General features: G+C 73.6%; 17 protein-coding genes. 6 read left to right on the forward strand and 11 right to left on the reverse strand.

Annotated elements, in window-relative coordinates; genetic code table 11:
* Positions 1 to 18 precede the first annotated feature (18 nt).
* From ACQPZZ_RS29325 to ACQPZZ_RS29355, 7 genes are all read right to left on the reverse strand, one after another.
* Entirely contained in the window at positions 19 to 831 is an 813-nt protein-coding gene (locus ACQPZZ_RS29325) for a sulfurtransferase (RefSeq protein WP_432924364.1), read from the reverse strand.
* Positions 832 to 904: 73 nt separating this feature from the next.
* Complete coding sequence (locus ACQPZZ_RS29330; RefSeq protein WP_432924366.1) at positions 905 to 1,492, reverse strand: hydrolase; 588 nt, start codon at positions 1,490 to 1,492, stop codon at positions 905 to 907.
* 40 nt (positions 1,493 to 1,532) lie between these two features.
* The gene (locus ACQPZZ_RS29335) at positions 1,533 to 2,927 is read right to left on the reverse strand and encodes an MFS transporter (RefSeq protein ID WP_432924368.1); all 1,395 of its coding nucleotides are present in this window, start codon (positions 2,925 to 2,927) and stop codon (positions 1,533 to 1,535) included.
* A gap of 13 nt (positions 2,928 to 2,940) precedes the next feature.
* Positions 2,941 to 3,381, reverse strand: coding sequence for a MarR family winged helix-turn-helix transcriptional regulator (locus tag ACQPZZ_RS29340; RefSeq protein ID WP_432924370.1), 441 nt, complete (start codon positions 3,379 to 3,381; stop codon positions 2,941 to 2,943).
* A gap of 112 nt (positions 3,382 to 3,493) precedes the next feature.
* Positions 3,494 to 4,678 carry an alkaline phosphatase family protein gene (locus ACQPZZ_RS29345; RefSeq protein WP_432924372.1) on the reverse strand — a complete coding sequence of 395 codons (1,185 nt, stop codon included), beginning with the start codon at positions 4,676 to 4,678 and terminating at the stop codon, positions 3,494 to 3,496.
* A gap of 82 nt (positions 4,679 to 4,760) precedes the next feature.
* Positions 4,761 to 5,351 carry a DUF5998 family protein gene (locus ACQPZZ_RS29350; RefSeq protein ID WP_432924374.1) on the reverse strand — a complete coding sequence of 197 codons (591 nt, stop codon included), beginning with the start codon at positions 5,349 to 5,351 and terminating at the stop codon, positions 4,761 to 4,763.
* A 138-nt stretch (positions 5,352 to 5,489) separates the two neighbouring features.
* Positions 5,490 to 8,114, reverse strand: a complete 2,625-nt coding sequence (locus ACQPZZ_RS29355; protein WP_432924376.1) for a GNAT family N-acetyltransferase — start codon at positions 8,112 to 8,114, stop codon at positions 5,490 to 5,492.
* Positions 8,115 to 8,392: 278 nt separating this feature from the next.
* On the opposite strand from ACQPZZ_RS29355, the gene ACQPZZ_RS29360 reads away from it, so the two are divergent.
* On the forward strand, positions 8,393 to 9,286 hold the full coding sequence (locus ACQPZZ_RS29360) for a carbohydrate kinase family protein (RefSeq protein WP_432924378.1): 894 nt from the start codon (positions 8,393 to 8,395) through the stop codon (positions 9,284 to 9,286).
* Positions 9,287 to 9,359: 73 nt separating this feature from the next.
* Here ACQPZZ_RS29360 and ACQPZZ_RS29365 read toward each other — a convergent pair whose 3' ends face one another.
* A complete protein-coding gene (locus ACQPZZ_RS29365; protein WP_432924380.1) occupies positions 9,360 to 9,938 on the reverse strand; it encodes a hypothetical protein in 579 nt (192 codons plus the stop codon).
* A gap of 181 nt (positions 9,939 to 10,119) precedes the next feature.
* Positions 10,120 to 12,231, reverse strand: a complete 2,112-nt coding sequence (locus ACQPZZ_RS29370) for a RecQ family ATP-dependent DNA helicase (RefSeq protein WP_432924382.1) — start codon at positions 12,229 to 12,231, stop codon at positions 10,120 to 10,122.
* A 290-nt stretch (positions 12,232 to 12,521) separates the two neighbouring features.
* Here ACQPZZ_RS29370 and ACQPZZ_RS29375 point away from each other — a divergent pair, with 290 nt between their 5' ends.
* Positions 12,522 to 12,842, forward strand: a complete 321-nt coding sequence (locus tag ACQPZZ_RS29375; protein ID WP_432924384.1) for a hypothetical protein — start codon at positions 12,522 to 12,524, stop codon at positions 12,840 to 12,842.
* Between the two features lie 195 nt (positions 12,843 to 13,037).
* Positions 13,038 to 14,033, forward strand: a complete 996-nt coding sequence (gene grpE, locus ACQPZZ_RS29380) for a nucleotide exchange factor GrpE (RefSeq protein WP_432924386.1) — start codon at positions 13,038 to 13,040, stop codon at positions 14,031 to 14,033.
* A gap of 7 nt (positions 14,034 to 14,040) precedes the next feature.
* On the opposite strand, the gene ACQPZZ_RS29385 is transcribed toward grpE, so the two are convergent.
* A complete protein-coding gene (locus ACQPZZ_RS29385) occupies positions 14,041 to 14,595 on the reverse strand; it encodes an RNA polymerase sigma factor (RefSeq protein WP_432924388.1) in 555 nt (184 codons plus the stop codon).
* 81 nt (positions 14,596 to 14,676) lie between these two features.
* Between ACQPZZ_RS29385 and ACQPZZ_RS29390 the strand changes: the two genes are divergently transcribed.
* From ACQPZZ_RS29390 to ACQPZZ_RS29400, 3 genes are read left to right on the forward strand one after another with little or no spacing between them, the layout of a single operon-like run.
* Positions 14,677 to 15,042, forward strand: coding sequence for a hypothetical protein (locus ACQPZZ_RS29390; protein ID WP_432924390.1), 366 nt, complete (start codon positions 14,677 to 14,679; stop codon positions 15,040 to 15,042).
* Positions 15,039 to 16,886, forward strand: coding sequence for a dynamin family protein (locus ACQPZZ_RS29395; protein WP_432924392.1), 1,848 nt, complete (start codon positions 15,039 to 15,041; stop codon positions 16,884 to 16,886). The genes ACQPZZ_RS29390 and ACQPZZ_RS29395 overlap by 4 nt, the downstream gene beginning before the upstream one ends.
* A complete protein-coding gene (locus ACQPZZ_RS29400; protein ID WP_432924394.1) occupies positions 16,870 to 18,738 on the forward strand; it encodes a dynamin family protein in 1,869 nt (622 codons plus the stop codon). Before ACQPZZ_RS29395 ends, ACQPZZ_RS29400 begins: the two co-directional genes overlap by 17 nt.
* On the opposite strand, the gene ACQPZZ_RS29405 is transcribed toward ACQPZZ_RS29400, so the two are convergent.
* Entirely contained in the window at positions 18,722 to 21,334 is a 2,613-nt protein-coding gene (locus ACQPZZ_RS29405; protein WP_432924396.1) for an Hsp70 family protein, read from the reverse strand. The genes ACQPZZ_RS29400 and ACQPZZ_RS29405 overlap by 17 nt on opposite strands.
* Positions 21,335 to 21,345 lie beyond the last annotated feature (11 nt).

Consider the following 21,345-nt stretch of genomic DNA (forward strand, 5'->3'; position numbering starts at 1 on the left):
CCGGGCGAAGCGGCGGGGTCAGCCGGTCGCGACGGGCCTGGCGGGGTCGGCGACCCAGTTGGACCACGACCCGACGTACAGGGCGGCCGGCAGCCCGGCGATCTCCAGCGCGAGCACCTCGTGAGCGGCCGTGACCCCCGACCCGCAGTATGCGCCGACGGGCACGCCCTCGACCGCCCCGAGGCTGTTGAAGCGCTCGCGGAGGAACTCCCTGGCGTGGAACCGCCCGCCGGGCTCGACGTTCTCAGTGGTCGGGGCGCTGACCGCGCTCGGGATGTGGCCGGCGACCGGGTCGATCGGCTCCACCTCACCCCGGTAGCGCTCGGCCGCCCTGGCGTCGAGCAGCACGCCGTCGGCCGCCAGCGCGGCGGCCTCATCGGCGTCGAGCACGGGCATCCCGCCCGGCCGCGCGGTGAAGTCGCCCGGCGGGACGTGCCCCTCCTCCTTGGTCACCGGGAGCCCGGCCCGGGTCCAGGCCCGCAGCCCGCCGTCGAGCACGCGCACGTCGCCGTGGCCGAAATAGCGCAGCGTCCACCACGCCCTCGCCGCCGCCGTCGAGTCGGCCTCGTCGTAGACGACCACCGGCCGGCCCTCGGACACGCCCAGGCGGCGCATCGCCTCCTGGAACGCCTCCGGCGCGGGCAGCGGATGCCGTCCCGCGGCCCCGGCCGGAGCCGCGAGATCGGCGTTGAGGTCGCAGAAGACCGCGCCGGGGATGTGGCCCTCGCGGTACGCCTCGACACCGGGCGGTCCGCCCAGCCGCCAGCGGACGTCCAGGATCGCGGCGTCGCCGATCGCGGCGAGCTCCTCGGGAGTGATCAGCGGGCTCATGCCATCCCCTCGCCTTCGGATCCTGTCGGACGGTGCCGCAGCCATTGTGCCAAGCCGCCGGGCTTCACGCGCCTCAGGACGCCGCGAACGCGGCGAGCAGGTCGAGGATGTCGGCGGTGGTGCCGGTCTCGCCGAGGCGCGGGAAGATCTTCTCGACGCTGTGGCGGTGCGCCTCGGGGTCGAGGTCGGTCATGGCGTCCGTCGCCAGCGTGACGTGATAACCGTGCTCGTGGGCGGCGCGGGCGGTGGACTCGACGCCGATGCTCGTGGCCACTCCGGTCAGCACGATCTGGGTGACGCCCCGCCGGCGCAGGTGCAGGTCCAGGTCGGTGCCGTAGAAGGCCGACCAGTTGCGCTTGGTGACGACGATGTCGCGCGGATGTCCGGCCAGGTCGTCGGCGATCTCGTCCCAGCCGTCGGGCCAGGCGCGCCCGGGGCGCGACAGGTCGGTGCGTCCCGGGACGGCGTCCGAGCCGTCGGCCGCGGCGGTGACGCGGACGAGGACGACCGGCAGGTCGCGCGCGCGGAAGGCCTCGGCGAGCCGGACCGTCCGGGCGAGCACGTCCGCCGCGGAGTACGGGCTGCCGGGGGCGGCCAGCACGCCCTTCTGCAGGTCGATGACGACGAGCGCGGTCCTGGGGTCGAGCGTGGTGACGGGCATGGGGATCTCCCTTTGTCTGTCGATGTGCGGGCAGGAGTGGTCAGGTGCGGCCGACGCGGCGCAGCGACCGGTCGACGAGAGTGCCGAGCAGCAACAGGACCGAGACGCCCAGCAGGAGCAGGCTCAGGCCGTGCAGCCCGGGCGTGGTGGCGCCGTGCCGGTAGAACGCCGCGTCGGCGGCCGAGGCGCTCAGCGCGCCGAGATATCCGAACGTGCGCAGCAGCCCGGCGGAGGAGCCCATGCGGGCCGGGTCGGCCTGCGCGTACAACGCGTTCTGGTTGGCCAGCCCGGTGAGGCCCTGCGCGATGCCGACGAACGCGCCGATCGGCGCCAGCAGCCACATCGGGCTGCCGGAGCCGGCCGTCAGCAGCGCGGCGCACGCGCCGATCTGCGCCGCGGCGCCCCCGGCGAGCTTGCCGCGCACCTCGGCGCGGCGGCCGGTGAGGGCGGTCACGGCGATGCCCATCGCCGACATGGGCAGGAGCAGCAGCCCGGCGGCCGAGGGGGTGAGCGACCGGCCGTCCTGCAGCCACTGGGGGAACCCGTACATGAATGCGTAGGAGGTCGTGTAGGCCAGCCACTGCCTGCCGTACGTGGCCAGCAACGGCAGGTTGCCGCCCAGCACCCGCAGGTCGAGGAACGGCTGCGCCGCCCGCAGTTCCCGTACGGCGAAGCAGGTCCCGGCGATCGCGACGACCACCGGCAGCCACCAGAGCCCCCACGACGGGTTCATCAGGAACGTCATGAACGCCGTGAGCGTGCCGGCGAACAGCGCCATGCCGATCACGTCCAGTCCACCGCCGGCGGCCCCGGAGGAGGTCGTGACGCGGCGGGGCAGCCGCCGCGCGCCGAGGACGAGGCAGGCTGCCGAGAGCGGCACGTTGACGGCGAAGATGAGATGCCAGCCGCCCGCGCCGATGAGCAGACCGCCCAGGGTCGGCCCGATGACCGCGATGACCTGGTTGGAGATCGACAGTGCCGCCAGGATCCCGCTGGGACTTCGCATGCCGGTGCGGTCGGCCTCGGCCCGCAGCAGGAACATCGAGGCGGGGTAGGCGGCGGAGGTGCCGATCCCGAGCAGGACCCGGGACACGATCAGGACGCCCAGGCTGGGGGCAAGCACGCCCAGCAGCCCGGCGCCGCCGACGAGCGCCGTGCCGGCCAGGTACAGCGGCCGCGGGCCGAAGGTGTCCACCAGCCGTCCGATCACCGGCTGCCCGACCGCGGTGGCCAGGTACAGCCCCGTCACCAGCCACGCGGTGTGCGCGGGCGAGGCGTGGAACCAGCGGCCGATCGGCACGAGCGCCACCGCCAGCATCGAGGAGTTGATCGGGTTGAGGATCGAGCCCAGGATCATCGGGGCGATCAGCCGGCGGTCGAAGCCGCCGGCGTCCGATCGGCGCCCGGCACGGGAGGCGGCCGGAACCCGCGTCATGCCCGGACCCCGATCATGACTGGGCCACGGCGTCCAGCAGCGCCATCGCCTCGATGATCGTGCGCAGCTGCGCTTCGGTGCAGTGTTCCCGCAGCGCCCGCGCCAGCCACGCCTCACGCGCCCTCCGGTCGTCCAGACGGCGCTCACGCCCCAGCTCGGTCAGCGTGACGAGCCGGCGCCGGCCGTCCTCGGGATCGCGGTGGCGTTCCACCAGCCCGGCCCGTTCGAGCGCCTGGACGATCACCGCCATGGACTGCGGCCTGACCCGCTCGGCCGCGGCCAGCTCACTGGCCGACGCCGGGCCGTGCTTGGCCAGCCGCGCGAGCACGGAGACCTGGCCGGAGCTGAGGTCTCCCTCCGTGTCCAGCTCTCTCAGCCTGCGGACGAGCCGGCTGACCGCCACCCAGGCGTCGCCGGCCGCCTGCTCCGCCGCCTCAGAAGCGGCATCACTCATGACACACCCCCAAAAAGGCAGTTTGGACTGTACACCTCAAACTGAGCAGTCCAAACTGCCGATCAGAGGACATGGAGATCAGCGGCGGGCATCACCTGGATCCGCGCGAGCGTCAGCGACGAATCTCCACAAGCGGGACGTTCTGCTCGGCGGGAGTCAGCGAGCCGTGGTAGCCGATCATGGACGACTCCACCGGATCCTCGGCCGAGGCCACGATCACGCAGTCGCCGTACGGCACGGCCACCACGTCGCCGATGCGGCCGAGCCACTCGCGGCGGACCCGCCGGCCGAACCAGCCCGCGGAGACGGCCTCCTCGCGGGTGACCACCCAGGCACGCCCGCGCAGGACCTCCCGCCAGGTGTCCAGCACGTCCGCGGCGGCTCCCGGAGGGGTGTAGACGTGGCGGGCGCGGGCGTCGCCGCCCAGCATGAGCACACCCTCCCGCAGGCCGGGGTCGCGGTCCACGTCGACCTTGTCGAAGGCGTTGACCATGCCGTGGTCGGCCGTGACGTACAGGACCGCACCCGGCGGCAGTGTTTCCGCGATGCGCTCGGCCATACGGTCCACGACGGCGACCTGCTCGACCCATTCGCCGCCGCCCCACCCGCTGAAGTGCCCCACGCTGTCGACCCCGCCGTAGTAGACGGTCACGAACGTGGTCTCGCGCAGCGCCTGCCGTACGGCCTCGACGCGCTCGCCGGGGCTCTCGGCCGCCCGGTGGCGCATGCCCCGGTAGACGGCGCGGGTCAGACCTGTGCCGTCGAACGCGGCGGGCGCCACGTAGACGGGTTCGATCCCCGCCGCCGCCATGCGCTCGTAGACGGTCGGCGCGGGCTGCCACACGTCCGGGTCGATCGACAGGCCGGGGGCCGTCCAGCGCAGGCAGTTGAACAGCCGCCCCTCCCCAGGGACGGCCATCTGGATGCCGACCATGCCGTGCTCCCCGGGAGGGGCGCCGGTGCCCAGGGTGGCCAGGCTGATCGGGGTCGAGGAGGGGAAGCCCGCCGTGAGCGTCCCCCGCAGGTGGGCCGACAGGAACGGCGCGGCGCCGGGATGGGCGGCCAGGAGCTCGGCCCCGAGCCCGTCCACGAGGAACAGGCACACCCGCGGGGCCGGCTCCAGCGCCAGCGTGTTGCCGGTCGGAAGCCCGAGGGAGGCGAGCAGGGAGCCCGGCAGATCGGCCAGCGACGCGGTGCCGTACGCGGGCACGTACGGCACCGACTCCCCCGGGAGCGCCCCTGAGGGCGTCCCCGGGGGCGTCACGGCGGACGTCGCAGGGGGCCGGGGGTCGATCACGTCACCTCCCGGCGGGTCGAGGGGGACGGTCGGGGAGTTTCCCGCGGATCTTCACGAGATCCACGGGACCACGGGACACGGTCTAGCTCGCCGCCTTGGCGGTGGCCTCCGACAGCGCCTTGGCGAACGCCAGCACGTGCGTGACGGCCTCGGGGCCGTCGGCCGCCTCGCTGACCCGCAGGGACAGGTCGTCGGCCGTGATCGCGCCGGTGTAGCCGTGATCGGCCTCGCAGTTCTCGTCGCCGCAGGTCGCCGGTTCGAGATCGACGTGGGAGATCGCGCCCCATCCGATCGTCAGGGTGACCTCCGTCGGGGGGACGCCGGGCACGTACGCCGCGGGGTCGGGCACGACCCTGGTCACGGCGACCGACTGGATGCGACTGAGCCTCACCGCCTCGGTGGTGGTGGAGGCGTGCGACGCGGGCATGCCCTCGGCGGGCGGGTGCTCGTCGGTGTGGCAGACCAGCAGCCGGGTGGGCGAAAGGACCAGGACCGTGACGTGCCTGCGCACCTCCATCGCCGGGTCGAACGTGGCCTCGTGATGCACGACGTACGCCGTGACCGCCTCGTTGCCGAGCGCGGAGTCGACGGCGTCGGCCACCAGATCCGGGTAGTAGCCGCTGCGATCTATGGCCTCGCGCAAGCCCGCGGCGGAGACTCGGGTTTCCCTCATGGGTCCATCCTGCCCTGTAAGGGACACCTCTTTCACACCCCGGTCGGCCCGGTTTTCGCCCGCATCGCGGCGGCGGCCCGATCACTTCAGACGGCACCGATCACTTCAGGGGGCACCGATCAGCTCGGACGGCGCCGCTCAGCTCAGCCGGCGGGGCCCGACGTCGGGACGCAGCGCGGTGACCGGCCGCAGCACGGCCCGCGCGCCCAGCACGGCCACTCCCGAGGCACCCACCAGGACCTGGTCGAGGTCCATCCTGGCGACCTCGGGCAGGGCGTCGGCCAGCAGTCCCGCCCGCACCAGCAGTTCCTCCAGCGCCTCGACGGCCACCGCCTGGTAGCCGTACTCGCCGAACAGCAGCGGCGCGGCGCGCACCGACCGCACCAGCTCCGCCGCGTCCTCGGCGGTGAGCGGCGCGAGGCGGTGGGCCTGGTCGCCGAGCAGCCGGGCGGTGACCTCGCCGAGTCCGAACGTGACGACCCCGCCGAAGGAGCGGTCCTGGATCACGCCGACGACGGTCGGCACCGAGGGCTGCGGCGCCATGCGCTGCACCGCGAGCGGCGTCTTCGGTCCGAGCAGGGCGGCGAGGTCCGCGTACGCCTGCCGGACCCCGGCCGGCTCGGTGAGACCGATGCGCACGGTGCCGGCGCGGCGGGCGTCCTCCGGATCGGCCGACTTGACCACCACGGGCCAGCCGATCCGCTCGGCGACGGCGACGGCCTCGTCGGCGTCCGCGGCCACGTGCGACGGCCACACCTCGATGCCGTAGCAGGCCAGCAGCGCGGTCGCGTCGATCTCCCGCTCCTCGCCGTCGAGCAGCGCGGCGGCGACGATCTCCCGTGCCGCCGCCGTGTCGATCCCCTCCACGGACGGGATCGTGCCCGGCGGCTGCTGGCGCCAGCGGGCGTACCGCACCACGTGGGCCAGCGCGCGGACCGCCTCCTCCGGGGCGGGGTACGACGGGATCGACCCCGGGCCGGGGGACTCGTCGCCGGGCCCGCCCGGGACGCGGAGCTCGGACGGCATGCCGAGCTGCCCCTCGAAAGTGGCGAGCACCGGCTTGCCCGACTCCCGCGCGACCTCCAGCAGCGCCTCGGCCACCTCGCGGCAGTCGCCGGGAACCGGCGGCATGTAGATGGCGACGGCGGCGTCCACCTCGGGCAGGACGCTCCGCAGCGCGTCGGCGAACTCGGCGGCGCCGGCACGGGCGCCGAGGTTCACCGGCGGGCTCGGCTCCAGGCCGGCGCCGGCGCACGCCTCCTCCGCCAGCAGCGTGAGCGCGTCGGAGTTGCCGACCACGCCCACCCGCGGCCCGGCCGGCAGCGGCTGGTGCGCCAGGAGCTGGGCGACGTCGAAGAGCTGGACCAGGTCGTCCACGCGGATGACCCCCGCCTGGGCGAACAGCGAACTCAGCGCGGTGTCGGGCAGCGCGAGCACGGGCGCGCGGTGCCCGCCGGGGACGCCACGCGACTTGACCACGACGATCGGCTTGGACCGGGAGATCCGCCGGGCCAGCCGGGTGAACTTGCGCGGGTTCCCGATGGACTCCAGGTAGAGCAGGATCACGTCGGTCGCCGGGTCCTCCTCCCAGTATTGGAGGAGGTCGTTGCCGGACACGTCGGCGCGGTTCCCGGCCGAGACGAACGTCGAGATGCCCATGCCGCGCTGCGCCACCCGCTGCAGCAGGGCGGTGCCGAGCGCGCCCGACTGGCTGAAGAACCCGACCCTCCCCCGCCCCGGCAGGGTCGCCGCGAGCGTCGCGTTGAGCCGTACGGCGGGGTCGGTGTTGGCGATGCCCAGGCAGTTGGGGCCCACCACCCGCATGCCGTACGCCCGGGCGATGCGGACCAGCTCCTCCTGGCGGGCGAGGCCCTCGGGCCCGGTCTCCCCGAACCCGGAGGAGACCACGACCAGGCCCTTCACGCCCTTCTCCGCGCACTCCTCGACCAGTTCGAGCACGCCCTCCGCGGGGACGGCCAGCACGGCCAGGTCCACCTCGCCGTCGATCGCCGACACGTTGCGGTAGGCCCGCACGCCGGCCACGGCCCGTACGTGCCGGTGGACGGGGTAGACGGGGCCGGTGAAGTCGGCGGCGAGCAGGTTGCGCAGGACAGTCTGACCGATTCCGCCTGGTTCGCGGCTCGCGCCGATGACCGCGACCGACTCCGGCGTCAGCAGGCGGGCGATCGAGCGCGCCTCGGCGCGGTGCTCGCGGGCGAGCCTGACCTCCAGCGCGGTCTCGGTGCTGGACAGGTCGAGCGTCATGCGCACGACACCGTCCTCGAACTGGCTCTGCGCCGTGTAGCCGGCCTGGCGGAACAGGCCCATCATCCGGTGGTTGCCCGGCAGCACGTCCGCGATGAACGTCTTGATCCCGCGCTCGCGCGCGGCGGCCCGCAGGTGCTCCATCAGCACCGAGGCCACGCCCCTGCCCTGGTGGGCGTCCTCCACCAGGAAGGCCACCTCGGCGTGGTCGCGCGGCCGCACCCGGTCGTACCGTACGACCGCGACCATCTCCGTGCCGATCGTGGCGATGAGGGCGACCCGGTTGTCGTAGTCGACGTTCGTGAACCAGACCACGTCCTTGTCGGTCAGCCGCGGCCGCGGCCCGAAGTACCGGAAGTAGATGGACTCCGCGGACAGGCGCGAGTAGAACGAACGCAGCATGTCGGCGTCGTCCGGCCTGATCGGGCGGACGTGCGCGGTGCCGCCGTCGGACAGCACGACGTCCGCCTCCCAGTGGGCGGGGTACTGAGGGTGCACGCAATCGAGGCTAGCGGTGTCCGGCTTGGCCTGTATTGAGAGATTTCTTACGACTGACCTGACCCTCTTTTTGGACGCGCTTATAGAGGATCTACCAGCCCAGACGCGGCAAGTTGGGCAACGCTTGTGCATCGACTGCGCCCGTCTGACCGCTCTCCACCCCACGACGCCCCTGGAAGCTGTTAGGTTTCTGGACGTCAGCCTCACAGCACGGAGAGGACGCCGCCCCTCCTAGGGCATGGCTCACCTCCACAAGCAGTTGGCAAGGTGGTGACATCATGACGCGGGTCGTCGTGGTGGGCGATCTCATGACGGACGCGGTCGCCCGCGCGAAGTTCCCTCTTGCCAGGGCGAGCGACACCCCGGCCGTCGTGACCATGCACGGTGGCGGCTCCGGCGCCAACATCGCCTCCTGGCTCGCCGTGGAGGGCTCCGAGGTCGCCTTCATCGGACGCCGCGGCGCCGACATCACCGGCCGCAACCGCGACATGGAGCTCATGGGGTACGGCGTGGACGCCCGGCTCGTCATGGATCCCGAGCGGCCGACCGGAACCTGTGTCGTGCTCGTCACCCACAAGGGCGAGCGGACCATGCTGTCCGACCCCGGCGCCAACGCCGCGCTGTCCCCCGAGGACCTGCCGCGCGACCTGTTCACCGCCGGCGGTCACCTGCACGTGTCGGGCTACACGCTGATCAACGAGGGGTCGCGCGACGCCGGCCTCGCCGCGCTCGACATGGCCCGCCGGGCCGGCATGTCGATCTCCGTGGACTGCGCATCCGCCGCCCCGCTGGAGCGGACCGGCGCCGAGCCGTTCCTGGAGTGGACCGACGGAGCCAAGCTGCTGTTCGCCAACGGCGACCAGGCCAAGGTGCTCACCGGCAGGGACGATCCCGCCTCGGCGGCCAAGGTGCTGACCGCCTGGTTCCCGCAGGTCGTGATCAAGCTGAACGCCGAGGGCTCGCTCTGGTTCTCCAACAATCGTCCGGAGCCTGTCCGGTCTCCCGCCGAGGTCGTCGACCGCGTGGTGGACGGCACCGGTGCCGGTGACGCCTTCACCGCCGGGTTCCTGCCCGTCTGGCTGGACGGCAAGCCGTCCGCCGAGGCGCTGGCGGCGGGCAACGCCCTCGCCGCCAAGTGCATCTCCAACCTCGGCGCCCGTCCCCGCCTCTGATCGCGTACGCCTGGAACGCCGGACGCCCGCGTTCCCCCGGGGATCACGGGCGTGACCGGCGGGGCGTCGTGAGTCAGAGCGCTCCTTGGGCGAGTGCGCCCGGCCGCACGGGACGTGCGCGCATCAGCGGCGCGAAGGCCACCAGGAGCAGCACCGCACCCACCGGAATCAGATCCTTGGTGGCCAGCGGGACCACCGCCTGCACCAGCACCAGCACCGGGCTCCACCACGGCACCCGCCGCTGCAGCGCGAGCTGGGCCACCAGCATCAGCAGGCCGACGTAGAACAGCAGCGGCACCACGCCGTACACGACGGGCTCGACGCCCGGGATCGCCTTGACGGCGTCGAAGCGCGGGCTCATCGCGTCGTGGTCGGCGGACAGGAAGCCGACCACGACGTCGATCGTGAACTGCGCGGTCAGCGCGAGCGCGCCGACGAGGCCGATCACATAGCCCGCGGTGGCCGTCGCACCACCGCCGGCCACGCTACGGAGCCGCCCAAAGATCGGCACAAAAAGGGCCAGACCGGCCAGGAAGCACAGATGCCCGACAGCCCAGGCCAGGCCGGGCCCCCGACTGCCGTCGAGTCCGTCGAGAACGCGTGCGACGCCGTACGCGCCGAACAGGACCGGAGCCGCAACAAGTGATCTCATGGCGACAAGTTTGGCGATCAGCCCGGTCCCCGGGGATGGGGTGATCACCCTGACCTCACCCCGGCCCGTCCCCGAGCCCGGCCTCGGCTCTCACCACCCCACCTGTCAGGGGCGGGGCCGGGGCGCAGACGGGAGGCCGGAGGCGGTCAGCCGGTGACGGCCGGGGCCGGGTGAGAGGCGGTCAGTTCGTGACGGCCAGGACCAGGGGCAGCACGGCGGGGGCCCCGGCGTGACGGACCTGGGCGGCGGCCAGGGCCATCGTCCAGCCCGTGTCCACGCGGTCGTCCACGAGGAGCACCGGCCCGTCCACGGCGGCGATCCGCGCCGCGACGTCGCGCGGCGTCGCCAGCGTCGCCCGGATGGCCGTCACCCGCTGCGCGCTGTTGTGCCTGGCCGCCGGGGCTCCGGCCCGATAGCCGAGCGCCCCCAGGTGTTCCAGGCGGCCCACCCGGGCGAGCCGCTCGGTGAGCGTGCCCACCAGCACCGGGTGCGTGGCCGACGGCACCGCGACGACCGCGACCGGGCGCCGCTCCCACCCCCACGACTTCAGCACCTCGACCACGGCCGCGAACACGTCGTCGGGGACCGGCCCGTCGCCGGCCGCGAACAGCTCGCGCAGCCGGGTGCCCCAGCCGATGTCGGTCAGGCGGCCGAGCGCGCGGCCTGGCTCGGCGCACAGCTCCGGCTTGATCCGCCCCTTCAGATCCGGCAGGCCGGTGGGCCACTGGCGACGTGGATCGATCTCGACACCCGGGCGTGCCAGCCGCTGCCGGGCGGCTTGGACGGCCTCCTCCGGCACCTCGGCGGCACGGTGGGCACCGGTGCAGTTGTCACACCGGCCGCACGGCGTCGCCGACTCGTCGTCGAGATGGCGGCGCAGGTACTGCTCCCGGCACTCGGTCGTCGCGATGTATCCGAGCATCGCCTCCTGCTCCGCCCGGCGCTCGGCGGCGACCCGGGCGTAGCGCTCGGCGTCGTAGCTCCACGGCTCGCCGGTGGCCTCCCAGCCGCCCTTGACCCGGCGTACGGCGCCGTCCACGTCGAGCACCTTGAGCATCATCTCCAGCCGGCTCCGGCTGAGGTCGACCCTCGTCTCGAGTGCGGCGGTGGACAGCACGCCCCCCTCCGACAGCGCCTCCAGCGTCGCCCTGACCACGCCCTCCGGCGGGAAGGCGAGCGAGGCGAAGTAGGCCCAGATCTCCCGGTCCTCGGGGCCGGGCAGCAGGACGACCTCGGCCCGCTCCACACGGCGTCCGGCCCGGCCCACCTGCTGGTAGTACGCCACGGGCGAGGCGGGCGCGCCCACATGGATCACGAACCCCAGGTCGGGCTTGTCGAAGCCCATGCCCAACGCCGAGGTCGCCACCAGCGCCTTGACCCGGTTGCCGAGCAGGTCCTCCTCGGCCGCCAGCCGGTCGGCCGGCTCCGTCTGCCCGGTGTACGCCGCGACCGTGTGGCCCTGCTCGCGCAGGTACGCGGCGATCTCCTGGGCCGCGGCGACGGTCAGCGTGTAGACGATGCCGGAGCCCGGCAGCTCGTGCAGGGTCCTGGCCAGCCATGCGAGCCGCTGGTCCGCTCCGCCCAGCCGTACGACGCTCAGGTGTAGGCTCTCGCGCTCAAGCGGGCCGCGCAGGACGAACACCTCGCCGCCGGGCAGCTCGTCCCATTCCTGGGTGACGGCGAGCTGCTCGGCGACGTCGCGGGTGACCCGGGCGTTCGCCGTGGCCGTCGTCGCCAGCACGGGGATGCCCGGCGGCAGCTCGGCCAGCAAGGTGCGGAGCCTGCGGTAGTCGGGCCGGAAATCGTGGCCCCAGTCGGAGATGCAGTGGGCCTCGTCGATCACCAGGAGCCCCGCGCTGCCGGCCAGCTCGGGCAGCACGTTGTCGCGGAAGTCGGGGTTGTTCAGCCGCTCGGGACTGACCAGCAGCACGTCGACGGCGCCCTCGGCGACCTGGCCGTAGACCTTCTCCCACTCTTCGGGGTTGGCCGAGTTGATCGTCTCGGCGTGGATGCCGGCCCGCTCGGCCGCGGCGATCTGGTTGCGCATCAGCGCCAGGAGCGGGGAGACGATGACCGTGGGCCCCTCGCCCAGCTCGCGCAGCAGCGCGGTCGCGATGAAGTAGACCGCCGACTTTCCCCAGCCGGTGCGCTGCACCACGAGGGCCCGCCTGCGGTCCATCACCAGGGCCTTGATGGCGGCCCACTGGTCGTCGCGCAGCCGCGCGTGATCGCCGGCGAGCGCCCGCAGCCGGGCCTCGGCCTCATCCCGCAACGTCTCCTCTTCTTCACTCATCCCGTCATTCGTATCAGGTCACGCCGACGTTCGCGGCCTCGGCCGGTCGACCCGTGGACCGGGGACGGGCCCACCGTGAAGGCATCGGCACGCGAGGGATCCCGCGCGCACGCGGCGGCGCCCATCCCCTCGGCCATACGGCTGCCCGGAATTCCCCGTTCCCGCTGTAACAATCCGCCGGGCGTCCGCATCTACCACTGCGGCCCCGCGAAGGCGCGGACGACGGCGAGCGGCCGTCCCCTCGTCCTCGCGGGGCGAGACACCTTCCGACGCACCACATGGAGACGGCAATGGAGACCTTCGGCGACGCCGGAAGCGACTGGATCGACACCGACGGCGACGGCGTCTACGAGACGGAACTCGTCGACATCGACGGTGACGGCGTGACCGACGCGCAGTTCACCGACACCGACCTCGACGGAGTCGCGGACGTGGAGCGCTACGACACCGACGGTGACGGGATCGCCAACACCGAGTACATCGACGCCGACGGCGACGGCGTGGCCGACCAGGAGCTTTTCGACACCGACAACGACGGCGTCAACGACGTCACGGTGACCAGCTACACGGTGGGCAGCGACGGCGACCTGTTCCCCAACGCCACGGCGTAGCACAGACACCTGCGGAAAGGGCACGGGGCGGAAACCGCCCCGTCCCGGGATGCGGAGGCCCGGCACGGCGCACCGCGTGTGCGGGCCTCCCCCGTCCGGCGTGACGATGCACGCCTCGGCCTCAGCGCATGCCTCGGCCTCAGCGCACGCCTCGGCCTCAGCGAACACGACTGCACCAGGCCGGAAGGAACGTCCATGCAGCCGCCAAGATCCGCGCCCCTGCGCCGGCGCGTCGCCGCCGCGCTCTCCGCGGCACCGGTCCTCGCCTGCCTTACGGGGGTCACGGCCTGCGCCACCCCCGGGCCGGAGCGGCCCGCGCCACTCACCCGTCCGGCGCGGGACGCGGGCGAATCCGCCCCGCCGGACACCGGCGCGACCGGCGGGCTGACCGGGTGGCTGCACCACATCGGCGGGGAACAGGTGCTCTGGTGGGGCGGAGCGGTCCTCCTCCTGCTCGCCGTGATCGCGGTGGCCGCGCTGGTGGTGCTGTGGTCCGTCAAGCACGCCCGGCCCCACCCCGGCCACTCGCATCCCGGCCCATCACATGCCGGCCCGCTCCAGCCCGCCGCGTCCCAGCCCGCCACGTCCCGGCCCGGCCCATCGCAATCCGGCACACTTCAGCCCGGCACGTCCCCGCCCGGCGCGGGGAGTCCCCGGTCGTACGACGCCGCCACCGCAGCGCCACCGGCCTTCACTCCGCCGCCGGAATCCGCCGACGCCCACCCGGACCCAGACCAGGAGTTCGCACCGGCGCCGACCGGATCGTCACGAGCGGCGAGTTCTCAGGCCGGCGCGCAGCAAGCCCTGATACGGGCACTCGAGTACGTCGCGGGCAGCGGCGCGAGCCGGGCCGTCAGCGAGCAGATCGAGCGGCTGCTCGCGGACGGCCCGCCTGATCGCGACGCGCTCGTCCAGGCCTGCATCCGGCACCGGGACCAGCTGTCGGCGCGGTTCCCCGGCCTGGGCGAACGGTTGCACGACGCGCTCCACACGGTGGGCGTGCGGGAGGTGCGCGCCGTCGGCCGTCGCTTCGACGGACGCGTCCACGAGTCCGTCAGGGTGACACCCACCACGGATCCCGCCATGCACGATCTCGTCGCGGAGACCACCCGCTGCGGCTACGTGGACGGCGACCGGGTCCTCCGGGTGCCCCGCGTCGTGGTCTATCGGCTGGCCGACCCGCCCCGATGAGACCGGCTCACCCCGCCGGTTCCGGCGTTCCCACCAGGTCCCGCAGGCTCGCGCGGGCCCGGAAGATCCAGACCTTGACCGTGTTCACCGGAACCTCCAGCACCGCGGCGGTCTGCCCGTACGTCAGCCCGCCCGCCCACAGCAGCAGGGCCTCCCTGTGCGACGGAGGCAAGGCGCCCAGGGCCCTGCGCAGGTCCACGAGGCCGGCCACCGTCTCGTCGAAGGCCGCCTCTCGTGCCGTCCGCTCGTCCGTGTGGGGGACCAGCGGATCCTCCTGGGAGGACCTGCCGCGCACTAGGGCCAAAGAGGCGTTGCGTGCGATGGCCAGCACCCAGGCGGCGAACGGCGCTCTGCCCTGGAACCCGGTCAGCCCCCTCCACACCGCTATCTGCGTGTCCTGTAACGCGTCCAGCGCGTCCGCCCGGTTGCCGGTGAGGTGGAAGCACAAGCCGAAGGCCCGCCGTTCGACGGTCGTCCAGAGAACACCGAACGCCTGGACGTCCCCGGCCCGTGCCGCCGCGAGGAGTGTGCCCTCGTCGTCGCTGACAAGAGGAGAAGGCATGCGCCGCGCACCCTCCGTGCTGATTACGATCTGCGACGATGAGACCATGCCGGGGCTTTCACCGAAATGGGCTGAGGCGGCATGATATTGGAACGTAACAATGGACATTTCGACGCCGCCGATAACGACGACGTCGTCTGCTTCCATGACCTCCTGTACGGCTCGCTGCCGTCTCCCACCCCCCAGGAGAGCCGGGACATGCTCGACGTGACGGTGAGCGCCGACGATTCGGAGCCGTCGATGCTCCCCCGCCCCGGCCTGGAGCAGGCCCTCGCGGGCGATCCGAGGCACGGCCCGCCCCACGGCCCGCCCGACGACCCGGCCTCCGGCGCTGCGCCCGGCCGTGCGATGGACCCCGCGATCGACCATGTGATCGACCCGGAGCGCGACGTCGCGAGCGACGCGGGCGACCACGCGGAGCCCGGCGATCGCGGCGGGGCGGCATGAGCCCCGGCCCCGGCGAGCGGCTCACCGCGCTGTGCGACGCCACCGCCGCCAGGCTGACCGATCCCGCGCTGCGGCGGCGTGTCGGGCAGATCCGCGACCGGCTCGGCGCGCCGCTGAAGATCGCGGTCGCCGGGGCGGTGAGCAGCGGCAAGTCCACCCTGGTGAACGCCCTGCTCGGGCTGCCCGTCGCCCCCGTCGACGCGGGTGAGTGCACGCGACTGGTCACGCAGTACGAGTACGGCGACGACGACGGCCGTGTGGAGGCCGAGTGCGAGGACGGCCGGGTGGTGGTCACCCGGCTGCTGCCCGGCCATCGGATGCCGCCCGATCTCGGAGTGCCTCCCGAGCGGGTGCGGCGGCTGCGCGTACGGCTCGCCCTCGACACCCTGCGCGCCATCACGGTGATCGACACGCCCGGCATGAACACGGTCACCGCCGAGAACGAGCAGGCGGCCCGGCGCATGCTGTTCGGCACCGACGGGGACGACGACCGCGCGCAGGCACTGATCTACGTGCTCCGCTACGTCCAGAGGTTCGACGACGCCACTCTCGCCGAGTTCCGCTCGCTCACCGACGCGTGTGGCATGTCCTGCGTGAACACCCTCGCCGTACTGACCCAGATCGACCGGCGGGGCGACGAGGAGGACCCCTGGCCCACCGCGCGGAGGCTCGCCGCGCGCGCGTACGAGGACCTGCGCACGTCGGTGTTCGACGTGGTCCCGGTGATCGGGCTGCTGGCCGAGACGGCCCGCACTCCCGCCCTCGGGCCCGAGGAGCTGGAGGCCCTCACCGCGCTCGCCGGTCTGGACGACGACGACCTCGACTTCCTGCTGCTCGACCTCGACGACATCCCCGGGCCGCCCGAGTCGCCGATCCCGGCGGAGATGACGCGGCGGCTCGTCGCGCGGCTGCACCGGTACGGCCTGCGCGTGGCGGTCGCCGCGGTCAGGGAGGGCGAGGAGGCGCTGCGGCGCACCTTGCTGGAGATGTCGGGCTTCGGGTCCGCGGCGAGCGCGGGCACGGTCGCGGCCGGTCTGGCCCACTTCGCGCGGCGTGCCGAGCAGCTCAAGGCCCTGACGGCCATCACCCAGCTGCGACGGCTGGCGCTCGAGGACGCCACCGGGGCCGACCGGGCCGCGCTCGACGTGCTCGCCGCCGAACTCGACGAGACCCGGCCCATCGCCGCCGGGCTGAGCGGTCTGCGGATCTTCGCCGCGGTGGAGGCCGTGGGCCGGGGACAGCTGGTGCTGCCCGGCGACATGCAGGCCGAGCTGTTCCGCATGGCCCGTACGGACGACCCCGCCGGGCAACTCGGCCTGCCGCCGGGGACGCCCGCCCGCGACGTGGCCGAGGCGGCCCGGGCGGCCACGGAGCGCTGGCGCGCGCAGGCGATGATCGACCGGGGCCGGGTGGGCGGTCAGCGGGCGCGTGACGTGCTGCGGGTGCTCGAGGACCTCGCGGTGCCGGCTCCCCCGGCCACCGCAGGGCCGGGGGCGGACGTTCACGGCATCTCCCCGGTGGACGTTCCGGTGGACGTTCCGGGGGACGCCGTCGGCAGGCTCCTGGCGTCCCCGCTGGTCCCCGCCGCCGACAAGGAGGCACTGCGGCGGCTGCTCTCCGGCGGCGGCCCCACGGCCCTGGTGGGGGCGGGCCCGGCGGCCGCGCCGGCGGACGTCGCGGCGCTCGCCGCGGCGCTCAGCGGCCGGTTCCGCTCGCTCGGCCAGCTCCTGACCTCCGTACTGGATCGGCGGGCGGCGCAGAGCGTGTGCGACGCCTTCGCCCTCATCGCCGTGCACGCACGCCACATCGCGCAAGGAGACTCCCCGCATGCCGGTCACCACTGACCTCGTCCAGCAGGTGCTTCGCCTGGCCAACGAGGTGAACGCGTTCGCCAAGCAGTGCGGCCGCGCGGACCTGTCGCAGACCCTCGTGGAGGTCGCGGCGAGGTGGAAGGAGACCGAGACCACGATCGTGGTGGCCGGGGCGCAAAAGCGCGGTAAGAGCCGGCTGATCAACGCGCTGGTGGGCCGGCCCGGCCTGCTCCCGGTGGACGCCGACGTCGCCACCAACTGCCACCTCACCCTGCGGCGGGGGCCGGTCCTGTCGGCCACCGTGCACAGGAACGACGGGGACGTCGTGATCGACCCCGAGCAGATCGCCGACTACGCGTCCACGACGGGCGACCCGGCCAAGCGCAGGGACGTCCTCGGCGTGGACGTGACGATGGACCATCCGATGCTCGACGGCGTGCGCCTGCTCGACACCCCCGGCGTCGACAGTCTCACCCTCGGCCACCGTCAGGCGACGGTCGCGATCCTCCAGCGGGCCGACGCGCTGCTGTTCGCGCTGAGCGCCCAAGATCAGCCCGTGCTCCGGCACGAGCTGGAGTTTCTCGCCGAGGCGATGGAGCGGGTGCAGGCGGTCGCCTTCGTGCTGACGAAGGTGGAGGACTCGGCGAACGCACAGGCGCTGCTGGAGGAGAACCGGCGCAGGCTGGCGACCTTCGTCGCCGACGCGGGGCGGTCCTCGCCCGGCGCCGCGGCGGCGCTCGCCCCGCTGCTGGAGGCGCCGTGGCTGCCGGTCAGCGCGAAGCTGGCCGAGGCGGCGGCCGCGCAGCGCTCACTGGGCCGGGAGGACCGGGCCGCGAAGCTCCAGGAGCGCAGCGGCATGGGCCCGCTGGAGGACTACATCCGGGCGTGCGCGGGCGGGCGGGAGCTGACCCGCAGCGCCACGGTGGTGTCGGCCTGCGTATCGGTCCTGTCGTCCCTGGCGGCGGTGGCCGAGGACGACGTGGCGAGCGCGTCGGAGGACGGCGCCGAGACGGCACGGCGGCTGGCCGAGGTGGACAAGGCCCTGGAGGAGCTCACCCGGACGATGCGCGACCGGCGCCGCCACGCAGTGGGCAACCAGTTCCTGGGGCGTGAGGTGAGCGCGATCGTGCGCGCCCGGCTGGCGCGGGTGCGGCAGCCGTACGAGCAGGCGATCTCCGAGCTCGGCACGCGGGCGGCGCTCGAGCGGTATCTCGCGCAGTTGCCCGAGAGCGTCGAGCAGTCGATCCGGGCGGCCTGGGACGACATCGTCGCCGAGGTGTCCCGCCTCGTCGGCCGGGCGCTCAACGAGTTCCTCGCCGCTCTCGGCCTTGAGCCGATGGAGATGGACCTCGCGAAGCTGTCGATGCCCGCGGTGTGGTCGCACGAGCTGCAGAGCGAGCCGGGCGAGTCGGCGAAGCTCGACCTGCTGCGCGAGGGTGTGCCCGCCGCCACGATGGCGGTCACCATCGGGATGGCGCTCGCCCACCTCAACCCCATCGGGTTCCTCATCGGCCCGGCGATCGCGGCGGCCGTGATGAGCCGCCGGCGCGAGTGGGAGCAGGTGCACCGCAACCAGGCGGCGCTGCGCAGGCTGGTGAGCGAGCAGTTCACCCAGGCGGCCGGCGAGATCACCCTCGCCCTCGAACGGGAGGTGGCGAGCTGGCGGGTGGCCGTCGAGGAGACCGCGGACATCGCGCTCGCCGGGCAGCGCAAGGAACTGGAGGCGCGCAGGGCCGAGCTGCGGGCCCCGGCCGGGCGGTCGGCGGCCGATCGCGGCCAGGCCCGGCGGCGGGCCGCCGACCGGCTGGCCCGGGCCGGGGAGCTGACCGAGCGGGCGCTCGCGCTGCGGGGGGAGATCGGGTCGGCGGTCAACGCCCTGGCGTGAGCAGGCAGTGTGTGAGCAGGCAGAGTGTGCCCGGTCCGTACGCGCCGGTGCCGGGCACCGGGACGGTCTCGGGGTGATGCAGCACCAGCAGCCCGGACGGCACCGCCCCGACCGGCTCGATCCAGCCGCGCTCGCAGAGCGCCTCGGTCACCCCGCCCGGGGTGACCCGCAGGATCCGGGAGTTCGCCTGGTCGCCGGTCACCCCTATCCAGAGCCCGTCGCCGTCGGCGACCACCCGGGGCCGTTCGGAGCGCTCACGTGAGGTGAGGTGGCCGAGCAGGGCCGCCGACGGCTCGTGGCGCAGCACGCGCAGTTCCCCGGTGTCGCGGTCACAGTGCGACACCGACCACCCCCGGGACGGCAGGACGCCGTCCATGCCCACCGCGTAGATCTCCTGCCCGGCCGGGAACCAGCGCAGGGCGCCGCTGCGCGAGCGGCGCATCACCACGCGCGGCGGGCCGGGCGCCACGTCGATCTCCAGTCCCGCCGTCGTCGAGACGAACCACATCGACTGGTGCAGGACCGCCTGGTGCAACCAATTCGGCGGGTGCGACCGATTCGGCGGGCGCCGGTCGACGCGCCGTATCCCGCCTCCCGGATCGATCAGGCACAGCACCTGCCAGGGGTCGAACGCCTGCTGGGCGTTTTGGTGGAGCCCGGTCGTGCCGCGGTACTGGCCCAGCACCACCACGCAGCCGGGCGATCCCACCGCGAGCGCCGGCTCTCCTCCTGTCGGGGTGTCCTGGTCGTGCAGGCGGCGGAGGCCGTTGTTCTCGTTGACGAACCACTGCGCGGACGGACCGAGGGGCGCCTTGGCCGTTTCTCCCGCGAGTGAGCCGCTCAGCCCGACCTCCACCACGCCGAGGCTGCCCGTCTCCCCCCACGGCAGCCCGTGCGAGTCGCCGACGGGAGCCGCCGTACGGTGGAAGGCCCAGCCGACCGCGCCCCTGGCGAGGGTGCGCACGGCGGCCGCCCCGGGCAGCGGAGTGGTGGACCGGACGGTCAGCTCGGGGGTGAGCGTACGGAGCAGGGGGGCGGCGGAACCGGGGCGGCCGGCGGGACCGAGCTCCGCCAGCAGCAGCCCCTCCTCCGTGGCCGACCAGTCGGCGACCATGCCGAAGGCCAGCTCACGGTCCACGCGCCAGGTCGACGGGTCCAGCCGTCGAAGGACGTTGCCCGCGCAAAGGGCGTACGCGCCGCTGGGGGTCACCTGGACGGACAACACGTCGTCCAGCAGCGGCGTGAGCGGTCCGGCGGCCCGCGCGGGAGCGGGGCGGGGCACGAACGCGGGCGCCGGGCCTGTCACGGGATTCGGCACAGGCGACGGATGCGGACCCGTCACAGGAGGGAGAACGGGCCCCGGTACGGGCGACGGATGCGGACCCGTCACGGGAGCGAGAGCGGGGCCGGGATACGGAAGCGGATGCGGACCCGTCACGGGAGCGAGAGCGGGGCCGGGATGCGGAGACGGATGCGGACCTGTCATGGGACCGGGCCGGGTTTGGGCCCCATGCTCCCGTTCCTGCACGCTCCAGGCCAGCCGCGCCGCCCCGAGCGCCACCACGATCTTGGGGTCGTCGTAGGTGCGCACCAGGCCTCCGTGCCTGGCGCGCAGGGTCTCGTGCACGAGAGGCATCCGGCTCGCGCCGCCCGTCAGGAAGATGCCCGAGAGCCGCCGCTTGTCGATCTTCGCCCGCACGATGGTCTCGTCGAGGATGTCGGCCGTGCGCACGATGTCCGGCCCCACCAGCGCGTGGAGGTCGGCCCGGGAGATCTCGACGTCCACGTCGGCGCCGCCCACGTACTGGCTCGCGGTCTCGTACGCCGACAGCGTCTCCTTCGCCAGCCGCGCCTCGTCGAGCAGGTCGGCGGCGGCGGCGCGGTACTTCCGGTCCGGGTTGGTGCTGACCTCTGTCCACCACTCGGCGGCGGACCGTTCCAGCTGACCGCCGAGGAACGCGTAGACGCGCTCGTCGAACACCTCGCCGCCGATCATGTCGTCGCCGCCGGGCTCGCCGATCACGTCGAAGTCGCCGCCCTTGGCCGCCAGCACCGCCGTGTCGAACGTGCCGCCGCCGAGGTCGTAGACGGCGACGTTGCCGCCCCCGCTCACCCCGTGCATCGAGGCGTAGTGCAGGGCGGAGGCGACGGGCTCCTCCACGATGACGACCCGGGCCCGGGGCACCACGGCATGCCCGACGGCGCTCAGCACGGCACGGCGGTCCTCCCGCCACGCCACCGGGCAGGTGAGGACGACCACCGAGGGTGCGGCGCCGTCGAAGCGGGTCCGTCCCTCCGCGACGAACAGCTCCAGCAGGGCCGCCAGCGCGTCCTTGACGTCGACGGGGACCGCGCCCAGCAGCATCGTGGACCGGCCGACGTACCGCTTCGGGTTGCGCTCCGCGCGCTCCGGATACCGCATCAGCGCCCGGTGGGCCACGCGGCCCGCGACCAGCACTCCCTGCTCGTTCAGCAGCACGGTCGAGGGGAGGCGCCGCTCGCCGCCGACTTCGAGCACGTCCACCCTGCCGTCGGCCGCCGTGGCCCCCGCGGAGAAACTCGTACCCAGATCCACACCCAGGGACCAGCGCGCCATCGAGCAGCTCC

The organism is Microbispora sp. CA-135349 (genome assembly GCF_050947365.1).
GTDB lineage: Bacteria > Actinomycetota > Actinomycetes > Streptosporangiales > Streptosporangiaceae > Microbispora.